At 65.9% G+C, this 9,758-nt stretch carries 3 protein-coding genes and 1 rRNA gene; all 4 read right to left on the bottom strand.

The features are described from left to right. Nucleotides 1-55: 55 nt before the first annotated feature. The 4 genes from recD to rrf all read right to left on the bottom strand — a co-directional run bounded on the left by recD (nt 56) and on the right by rrf (nt 9,594). Entirely contained in the window at nt 56-2,137 is a 2,082-nt protein-coding gene (gene recD / locus ACIQUS_RS06885; RefSeq protein WP_403044585.1) for an exodeoxyribonuclease V subunit alpha, read from the bottom strand. Beyond that, the gene (gene recB, locus ACIQUS_RS06890; protein WP_403044587.1) at nt 2,134-5,814 is read right to left on the bottom strand and encodes an exodeoxyribonuclease V subunit beta; all 3,681 of its coding nucleotides are present in this window, start codon (nt 5,812-5,814) and stop codon (nt 2,134-2,136) included. The genes recD and recB overlap by 4 nt, the downstream gene beginning before the upstream one ends. Further along, nucleotides 5,811-9,290, bottom strand: a complete 3,480-nt coding sequence (recC, locus tag ACIQUS_RS06895; protein ID WP_403044589.1) for an exodeoxyribonuclease V subunit gamma — start codon at nt 9,288-9,290, stop codon at nt 5,811-5,813. Before recC ends, recB begins: the two co-directional genes overlap by 4 nt. Before the next feature lie 188 nt (nt 9,291-9,478). Next, nucleotides 9,479-9,594: ribosomal RNA gene (gene rrf, locus ACIQUS_RS06900) — 5S ribosomal RNA — on the bottom strand. Nucleotides 9,595-9,758: the final 164 nt, after the last annotated feature.

Consider the following 9,758-nt stretch of genomic DNA (forward strand, 5'->3'; position numbering starts at 1 on the left):
TTTCCAGCGAGCAGGCAGGCCCCGGGCGATCCGGCAAAAGGCCGAACCGCCCTGTTCAGACCTGTTCCAGCATCAAGCCGGAGAGCCGTTTGACCTTGCGCCGCACCGCCTCTTCGAACACGCCCTGACGGGGTTCGATCAGGGTGAAGCAGGTTTTCGCTCGGGTGATGCCGGTGTAGATCAACTCCTTGGTCAGCACCGGATTCAGGGCATCGGGCAGGACCAACGCGGTGTGGGTGAATTCCGAGCCCTGGGACTTGTGCACGGTCATGGCGAACACGGTCTCCACTTCGTTGAGCCGGCTGGGCAGCACGAAGCGCACGCCACCGCGGCCATCGTTGCGGGCAAAGGCCACCCGCAACACCTGCTGTCCGGGCCGTTGCTCGTCCGGCAGGCGCAGGGCGATGCCGATATCGCCGTTCATCAGCCCCAGGCCGTAGTCATTGCGAGTCATCAGCACTGGCCTGCCTTCATACCAGGGCTGCTCGACATCGATCAGGCCGGCGGCGCCCAGCACCCGGCCAACCCGCTGGTTCAGCCCTTCGACACCCCACGGTCCCTTGCGCACGGCACACAGCAACTGGAAGGTCTCGAAGCCCTGCAACACGGCCATGGCCCAGGCTTCCCAGCGCGGATCGTCGACGGCGGTTCCCGGTGGTGGCCGTTGCCGGCCAATGACCTGCAAGTAGCTGCGATAGCCCTGTGGGCCGTCGTTGCCACGGCCGAGGCCATCGAGCAGCAGGCGATCCAGGGCACGGTCCTGCTCGCCGCGCAGGCTGAGGCCGAAGACGTCGTCCAGTTTCTGCTTGAGCAAGTCGCGCGCCTGCTCGGCTTCTTGCAGGTTGACCAGGCGCGCCAGGCGGCCGATGCCGCTGGATTCACCAAAGCGCCTGGAAAAACGCAGCATCACTACCTGCTGCGCCAGTGGGTACTGTGCGCTACTGCCGGGCAACAGCTCACTGCCCGCCAGGGTTTCACCGCTGACCTGCTCCAACCAGTCCAGGGTCTGGGGACTGTAGCGCCCCGCCTCGGCATCCCGGCACAGGTCCCCCAACACCGCGCCGGCCTCCACCGATGCCAGCTGATCCTTGTCGCCCAGCAGCACCAGGCGTGCGTGGGGCGGCAGCGCGGCCAACAGAGTGGCCATCATTTCCAGGTCGATCATCGAGGCTTCGTCGACCACCAGCACATCCAGGGGCAAGGGATTGCCGGCGTGGTGACGGAAATGCCGGGTGCCCGGCCGGCTGCCGAGCAGTCGGTGGACGGTGGACACCTCGGTGGGAATGTTCTGGCGTACTTCTGCATCCACCTGCAGGCGCTCGACCTGCTGGCCGATGGACTCGGTCAGCCGCGCGGCCGCCTTGCCGGTGGGCGCTGCCAGGCGAATGCGCAGCGGCCGCCCGGCCTCCACTGCCGGCGCCTGGAGCAGGGCCAGCAAGCGCACCACGGTGGTGGTCTTGCCGGTGCCGGGGCCGCCGGTGATGATGCTGAAGGCGCCACGGGTGGCCAGGGCACAGGCCAGTTTCTGCCAGTCCACCTGCCCCGGCTGGCCGCCCTCGGCGAACAACTGCGCCAGGCGCGTCGACAGGTCGGGCGGCGTCGGCTCGGCCTGTTCCAGGCGCTGGCGCAAGGCACTGTCGATCTGCCGCTCGTAGGTCCAGTAGCGGCGCAAGTACAGGCGCTGGCCGCTAAGCACCAGCGGGCGCGAAGCCTGCGCCGGATCGCCGCCCTGGGCGACCAGGCGGCTGACGGCCAGGTGCTGCAGCCAGGTCGCCAGGGTCAGGCGCTCCAGCAGTTGTGAAGGCAACAACAGTGGGCCTGCCAAGGCATCGCCCTCAGGTGGCAGCGACAGGGCAAAATCCGGTTCGGCCAGGGTCTCGCCCAGGTCCAGGCAGACATGACCATGGCCCAACTGGTGGCTGGTCAGGGCCGCCGCCAGCAGCACCAGCGGCTCGCCCTGCGGGTCGCGTTCCTGGAGAAAGCCGACGAAGGCCCGATCCAGGGCCCGCAGCCAGCCCCGCTCGACCCAGCGATCGAGCAGCGTCAGCAGGTCGGTGCTGTCGCGCAGCGGCTGGAGCGCCGCCAGATGCCCGGCATCCAGTGGCGTGGGCAGCAGGTCGACGAGGGTGCGGCTCATGGTGCATCTCCCGAAAACAGGTCGTGTTGCTGTGGCGCGCTGACGCCACGGAACAGGGCATCGAGGCGCTCGATCAGTTCGCGCGGCGGTTTGACGAAGTACAGCCCGCCGGTGCTCGCATGCACCCCGCGCAAGAAGATGAACAAGGCGCCGCCCATGTGCCGGTCGTAGTCGTAATCCGGCAGTCGTGCCCGCAGCTGGCGATGCAGGGCCAGCAGGTACAGCACGTACTGCAGGTCGTAGCGGTGGTTGAGGATCGCCGCTTCCATGGCCAGCTCGCTGTAGGCCTGGTCATCGGGGCCGAGCCAGTTGGATTTGTAGTCCGCCACGTAGTAACGCCCCTCATGCTCGAAGGCCAGGTCGATGAAGCCTTTGAACATGCCGTTGAGCTGGGCCGGCTGGGCCCCGACCCGGGCAACGCCTTGATGGGTGTGTTCGCAGACCAGGCGATCGAGCTGGCCGACGTCAACTTTGTGGCTGGCGAACCAGAACTCCATTTCAATCTGGTAGCGGCTCAGCTGGTTCAGGGCCAGCGGCGGGCTGTCCGGGGCCAGGGCCATGGGATGCACCAGCAGGCGTTGCAGCCAGTGGCCGAGGGTAGTGATCCAGCCCTTCCAGTCGCGACGGTTGCAGCGCTGGCCGACGGTACGCATGAGTTTTTCATCGTCCGCCGCCACCTGGGCGAAACCCTCCAACCCCGCCCACTCCAGCAGGCCATGGAGGAAGGTGCCGGGGTTGGGACCACGCGGGAAGCGGTGGATGTCACCACTGCCCGGCATGACTTCCCGCAGTTGTTGCGGGTCCGGGCGCTCGTCGTCGAACAGGTGCTGGGCCTGGGAGCTGTCAGCCGCCAGGGTCAGGGACTCCTCGCCAATGCGCAGGGCACTGTAGGAGGCGATCCACCAGTTCTCGGCGGCACGCCGCTTGGGCAGGCGCACCGGCAGCAGTTCGGCCTGGTTGCGCGGTGCGCTGTAGCCATGCTCGTCAGCGGCCGGCAAGGCACAGCTGGCGATAGCCGGGCAGCCGCTCTGCAGCGCCTGCAACCATTCGCTCAACTGGCTGGAGGCAGCCAGGGGCGAACCGCCGCCCAGCAGATAGCCCAGGGCCGAACGGTGCAGCAGCGAGACCTTGCCGGTACCGCGCTTGAGATCGGCAACGCCCAGCCAGCAGGCGTGTTGCGCCCGGGTCAGGGCGACGTAGAGCAGGCGCAGGTCTTCGGCCAGACGTTCATCGTCAGCCAGGGCGATCTGCTCGGCATCCGGGGTCAGGGTCAGGTGGGCCTGGCCGGCACTGTCATGCCAGGCCAGCGGCAGTCGTTGGCCGTCCACGGGTTTACTGGTGCAGATGAACGGCAGGAACACCAGCGGGTATTCCAGGCCTTTGGATTTGTGGATGGTGACCACCTTGACCAGTTGCTCATCGCTTTCCAGGCGCAGGATCTGCTCTTCGCCCGCCTGTCCGGCACTGGCCAGGTGCTCGGCCAGATGACGGATCAGCGCCTGCTCGCCATCGAGCTCGGTGGCGGCCTGTTGCAGCAGCTCGGCCAGGTGCAGCAAATTGGTCAGCACCCGCTCGCCATCGCTGCGGGCCATCAGCACCTGGGGCAGTCTGAAATCATGCAGCAAGCGGCGCAGCATGGGCAGCACGCCCTGGCTGCGCCAGATGATCCGGTACTGGCGGAACTCCATGACCCAGCGTTCCCACACCCGCTCGTCCTGGTTCAACTGCTCCAGGGCCGACAGCGGCAAATCCAGGGTGATGCTGGCCAGGGCCGCCTTGAGCAGGCGTTCGGCATCCGGCTCGGCACAGGCCTTGAGCCAGGCCAGCAGGTCCTGGGCTTCCTGGGCGGCGAACACCGAGTCCTTGTCCGACAGGTAGACGCTGCGCACATCCCGGGCGGCCAGCTCGGTACGAATCAACTGCGCCTCCCGGCCATCGCGCACGAGGATGGCAATGTCCGAAGGCAGGCAGCCGCGCAACGTCTGGTCGGCCTGGAGGAAACCGCTACGGCCTTGCTGGCCGCCATTGAGCAACGCAACGATCCGGGTGGCACAGCTGGCGGCCAGTTGCTGACGGTAGACGGCACCGGACACCGGCTCTTCGCTGTCCAGTTGCCAGAGCGTGAGTGCCGCGACCGCTTGCCCATCGATGTGCAGCTGCTCGCTACGCCCCTTGGCCTTGACCGGGGTGAACGGCACCGGGTTGTCGTCGCCATCGCGGAACAGGAAGGCACCACGGCCCAGCTCACGCGCTTCAGCCTGCATGAACACGTGGTTGACCGCACTGACCATGGCCTGGCTGGAGCGGTAGTTGGTGTCCAGGCTGTGCAGGCGTCCGGCGGTGGCGCGGCGGGCGCCCAGGTAGGTGAAGATATCGGCGCCACGGAAGGCGTAGATCGCCTGCTTGGGGTCGCCGATCATGAACAGGCCGGTGTCGTGCAGGTTTTCCTCGATGCGGTAGATTCGCTGGAAGATCCGGTACTGCACCGGGTCGGTGTCCTGGAATTCATCGATCAGGGCCACCGGGAACTGCTCGCGGATCAGCCCGGCCAGCCGCTCGCCGGTATCGCCCTGAAGGGCATGGTCCAGGCGTACCAGCATGTCGTCGAAGCCCATTTCGGCGCGGCGACGCTTCTCCTGCTCGAAACGTGCGCCGACCCAGGCAGCGGCATGTTCGAGCAGGCAGGCGTCGGGCGTCGGCAAGGCCTCAAGTTGTTCACGCAGGCCTTCCATGGCCTGTAGCGCCGGATGGCTGGGCGGCTCGCCCTTCCAGGCTTCGGCCATGCCGACGCGGGTCAGGCGGGTGAACCCGGTGCCCAGGTCCAGCTCCTGGGCCTGCTCGTCGCTGGCCCAGGCCGCAAGCTTCTCGCACCAGGGTTCGAAGTAGCGGGCCTGCATCTTGCGCCCGTCCACCTGCTTGGCCGCCAGGCCGTCACGGCAGATTTGCAGCAACTCGGCCGACCACTGTGCCCAGGGCGCCTTGAGCGCACGCAGCTGCTCGCCGCGCTGGTGCAGCACGGCGTCGATCAAGGCCTGGGGTTCTTCGTCATTGCTCTGCACCTGCTTGCGCCCGAATAGCGCGCGAACCCGCGGCAACAAAGCATCGGGGCTGACCCAGTGGGCGCGAACCCAGGTCAGTGCGTCACCTTGCATGCTGTAGCAGAAACGCCGCCAGTAATCGCGCATCACCTGGCCGAGCAGTTCGCTGTGATCGGTTTCCAGGGTCTGGGTGAACAGGCTGCCGCTGTCGAAGGCATGCTCGCGCAGCATCCGCTGGCACCAGCTGTGGATGGTCGATACGGCGGCCTCGTCCATCCACTGCGCCGCCACATCCAGGCGGTCGGCACAGGCGGGCCAGCGCTCCGGCGGATAGTCGTCGCGCAGTTGCACAAGCAACGGGTCGGCCTCCTCCAGCTCGCCACGGAAGAAACGTGCCGCTTCAGCCAGCCGGGTACGAATCCGTTCGCGCAACTCCTTGGTGGCGGCGTCGGTGAAAGTGACGACCAGGACCTGTGGCGGCAACAGCTCCCGGCCAAAGCCCTGCTCGCCGCCATGCCCGAGCACAAGGCGAAGGTACAGGGCGGAAATGGTGAAGGTCTTGCCGGTACCGGCGCTGGCCTCGATCAACTGACTACCGTGAAGGGGAAAGGTCAGTGCCAGGGGGGCTACGCGACTCATCGGGCGCTCTCCTCATTGCCCAAGGTCTGCCAGGGCGCTGCGAACATCGGGCGGTACAAGGCCTCGCACCAGCCTTCGAATTCTTCGCTGGCGCTCAGGGCCGCGAAATCGGTGAACTGACGGGCCAGCGCCGTGCTTTCGCTACGCTCGCCGAAGCTGTTCTGGCCATCGCCTTCATAGGCCTTGAGCGCTGCGGCCAGGGCCTTGTCCGGGTCGCTCTGGCCGAGCCAGGCAAAGGCGGTTCTGACCGCCACCGGCAGCGGCGCGCACATCCCGGCCTGACGGGCCAGCAGCAGGTCGCCGAGCTGGTCGCGGGCACTGGCGTGTTCGATGGGGGCCAGCAACAGGGTGATGTCGGTTGCCACCACCGCGCTGTGCAAGGGCAGGCCCACGGCGCAGGCAGCCAGGTGCGTGACCCAGGTCGAGGTCAGCCGTTGCCACTTGAGCGTGCGGCCACTGCTGATGCTGTTGGGCAAGGTGGTGATACTGAGCAGGGACAGATCATCGCCCTGGTAGACCCGGCCGAGCCAGCCTTCGAGCTTGAGCTGGCGATACTCGAAACGGATGGGCAAGGCACTGTCCAGCACCTTGGGCCAGCGCTGCAGCAAATGCCGGTGGCGTTGCAGCAGGTCCGGCAGTGGCTCGATCAACTCGTCCTGCAGGCATTGGCCGAAACCGGCCAGGGGCAACAGGCCACAACCTTGCAGGCGACGGGCTTGATCGGCCAGGGCCTGGGTGGCGTCATCGGGCGTCGCCAGGGCCACGGACAGCAGGCTCTCGCTCAGGCCGTAACGTTGCAGGGCGTCGAGGACAAAAGGTTCTTCATCGGCCAGCGGTGCTTCCACCGCCTCGAAGAACACCTTCAGCCGCTGGCTGAAGAAGTGCCGTACCGGATGACGGAGGAAATCCTGCAGCAAGGTCAGGCTCAGGGCCTCATCGCTGCAGTAAGGCGCAAGCTCGTCCTCGCCCCTGGCAGGCGCCTCTTCAGGGAGGTGCAAGGCCCGCCATTCGCGCGCATAGCTGAACAGGTTGCTGCCCTTATGGAAGTAGCGGGCGCTGAACGGTTGCAACGGGTGCTCCACGGTCAAGGAGTGCAACAACTGCTCGCCGGCATCGAGCTTGTCGCCGGCCTTGGCTGAAGCCAGCCGCCATCCACTGGCCAGATGATCACGCAACTGGCCGATCAGCACCGAGGCCGGGCGTTCGCTGTTGTCGCGAATGCTGCGACCGACCCAGCTGACGTACAGCTGGTCGCGTGCAGACAGCAGTGCTTCGAGCAACAGGTAGCGGTCGTCCTCGCGGCGCGAACGGTCGCCGGGGCGGTAGTCGCTGCCCATCAGGTCGAAGTCCAGTGGCGGTTGTGCACGCGGGTAGTCGCCGTCGTTCATGCCCAGCAGGCACACCAGCTTGAACGGGATCGCCCGCATCGGCATCAGGGTGCAGAAGTTCACCGAGCCGGCAAGGAAGCGCTGGGACAGGCGCCCCTGGTCGAGGCCTGCCAACCAGGCTTCGCGGACCACGGTCAGCGGCAACAGGTCGTCGAGGCCGACGGCTTCACAGGTTTGCAGCCAGGTTTCGCGCAGGTCCTGCAGTTGCACCAGCAGGTAGTCGTCGTGCTCGGTTTCGGCGAGGAAGAACACCTGCAGCAAGGCATGCAAGCGCTCGCCCCACTGCCCGGCGGTCGCCGCCTGGGACAATTGTCGATGGGCGATGTCCAGGGCATCGAGCAGGGCCACCAACGGACCGATCAGCGCCGCGTCCAGCCCGCCGATCTCGTCGAACGGCTCGATGCCGTCGCAACTTTCACCGACACCGACGGCATAGCCCAGCAGCATCCGCCGCAGGCCGAATCGCCAGCTGTTCTGCTCCAGGTCCGCAGGCAGTCCCAGGCCGGCCCGCTGCTCGGCATTCAGGCCCCAACGGATGCCGGCGCCTTCGATCCAGCGGTGCAAGGTTGGCAGGTCGCTTTCCTTGATCGCAAAGCGTGCGCGCAAGGCGGGCACGTCCAGCAGGTCGAGAATCTCGCTGACTGCAAAGCGGCTGTCCGGCAGCTTGAGCAGGTGCTCCAGGGCGATCAGCAACGGATCCCGGCCCCGCTGGCCCTGGTCGGTCAGGGTGAAGGGGATAAAGCGTGGGTCGTCGCGGCCAAGCTGGCCGAATACGGCGCGGATATGCGGTGCGTAGGCGTTGATGTCCGGCAGCATGACGATCACGTCACGGGGACGCAGGTCCGGGTCGGCGCTGAAACGGGCGAGCAACTGGTCGTGGAGAATCTCCACCTCGCGCTGCGCGCTGTGTGCCACCTGGAAACGCACCGAGCGGTCTTTGCTCGGGTCGACCGCGGGCCACAATTCACGGGTCTCGGCCAATGGGCGTAGTTCGAGGATGTCGTCCTGCAGCTGGTTGAGCAGGGTCTTGGGCTGGCTCTCGCTGAACAGGTCGATGCGTCCGTCACTGAAAGCGGCGCGATAACTGCCCGGATCATCGTAGCTGTCGAGCAGGTTGATGTAGTCACGCCCTTGCTTGCCCCAGGCGGCCAGCAGCGGGTGGGCGTGCTGGTGCAGCGATTGCGCGTCGATCAGACTGGGCGTGCCGGGCTTGCGCTGCTGACGTTTGTACTGGTGGCGCAGCAGGTCCTTGTCGGCGACGATATCGGCCCAGTGGTGACGACAAGGGTTATGCACACAGAGCAGCACCTGGCTGAAGCGCGCCAGGCCCGCCAGCGCTTCCAGGGCCTGGGCCGGCAGCGACGAAATACCGAAGACGATCACCCGTGACGGCAGCCCCGCGGGGGCCTGCTCCAGGCTGTTGATTCGCTCGATGAAGCGCTGGTGCACGCCGGCACGGCTCTGGGCCATGCCTTCTTCACCGACATCCAGCAGCAAGGCGCGCCACAGCTCGGCTTGCCAGCAGTTGGCTGGGGCCAAGGGCCTGGCGTCACCACGGGCGCTGTTCAGGACATGCCGGCCTGCTGCCCAGTCCTTGAGCCAGTCGGCGCGGTACACCTGGTACTGGTCGAACAGGTCGGCCAGGCGCTCGGCGAGTTGGTAGCGTTTGCGCAGGTCGCTGTCGTCGGTGAGAAAGCGCTGCAGGGGCTCGAAGTGGGGTTTGTCGATGACTTCGGGCAGCAGGCGCATCAGACGCCAGGTCAGGGGCGCCTTGTCCAGCAGCGAGACCTCGGGGATTTCGTCGCGGCCCAGCACGCGTCGGTACAACTGCCACATGAAACTCCCGGGCAACTGCACTTCGATCGCGGCGGCGATACCGCAGCCACCCAGGTCATCCTCTTCTGGGTCTTCGGCCAGGGCCAGCTTGAGCCACTGGGCGATACCGTTGCTCTGCACCAGGGCGATTTCGTTTTCCAGCGGGGCCAGGGGATAGCGGCGCATCCAGCTCACCACCAGGCTGCGTAGTTCATCCAGGCGATTGCCGTGGACCACCATGAATCCTGGTTGAAGCGTTTGGCTGTATGGCATGGAACGTCCCTGGAGGCTGTCGATCTGGGGGGAACCTTAACATGGAAGGCTGGGTTGCCGGGGCGGCGCGTCTACGCTCTGTAGCCGCTGCCGAGGCACGAGGCTGCGATCGGTGGGAGCGGTGGCGCTAGCGCGCCAGAAAGACAAAACCCCTACCTGCGTGCGCAGATAGGGGTTTCGGAATTTAATCTTGACGATGACCTACTCTCACATGGGGAAACCCCACACTACCATCGGCGATGCATCGTTTCACTGCTGAGTTCGGGATGGGATCAGGTGGTTCCAATGCTCTATGGTCGTCAAGAAATTCTGTTGCCAGAAGGTCTTGTTTAGACACTCCAGCGAATTCGGGTATGTGACATTTGTGGTTTTACGAACTTTCGGTTCGTTTCGTCTTCACCACCACAATCTGCGTTGCAGATTGCTTGGGTGTTATATGGTCAAGCCTCACGGGCAATTAGTATTGGT

Origin of the sequence: Pseudomonas sp. NPDC090755, from assembly GCF_044769005.1 — a bacterium.
Lineage (GTDB): Bacteria > Pseudomonadota > Gammaproteobacteria > Pseudomonadales > Pseudomonadaceae > Aquipseudomonas.

What these genes read in the sequence shown, in the direction of transcription:
- recD (WP_403044585.1), bottom strand. Translation starts at nt 2,137, where the DNA reads ATGAGCCGCACCCTCGTCGACCTGCTGCCCACGCCACTGGATGCCGGG.
- recB (WP_403044587.1), bottom strand. Translation starts at nt 5,814, where the DNA reads ATGAGTCGCGTAGCCCCCCTGGCACTGACCTTTCCCCTTCACGGTAGT.
- recC (WP_403044589.1), bottom strand. Translation starts at nt 9,290, where the DNA reads ATGCCATACAGCCAAACGCTTCAACCAGGATTCATGGTGGTCCACGGC.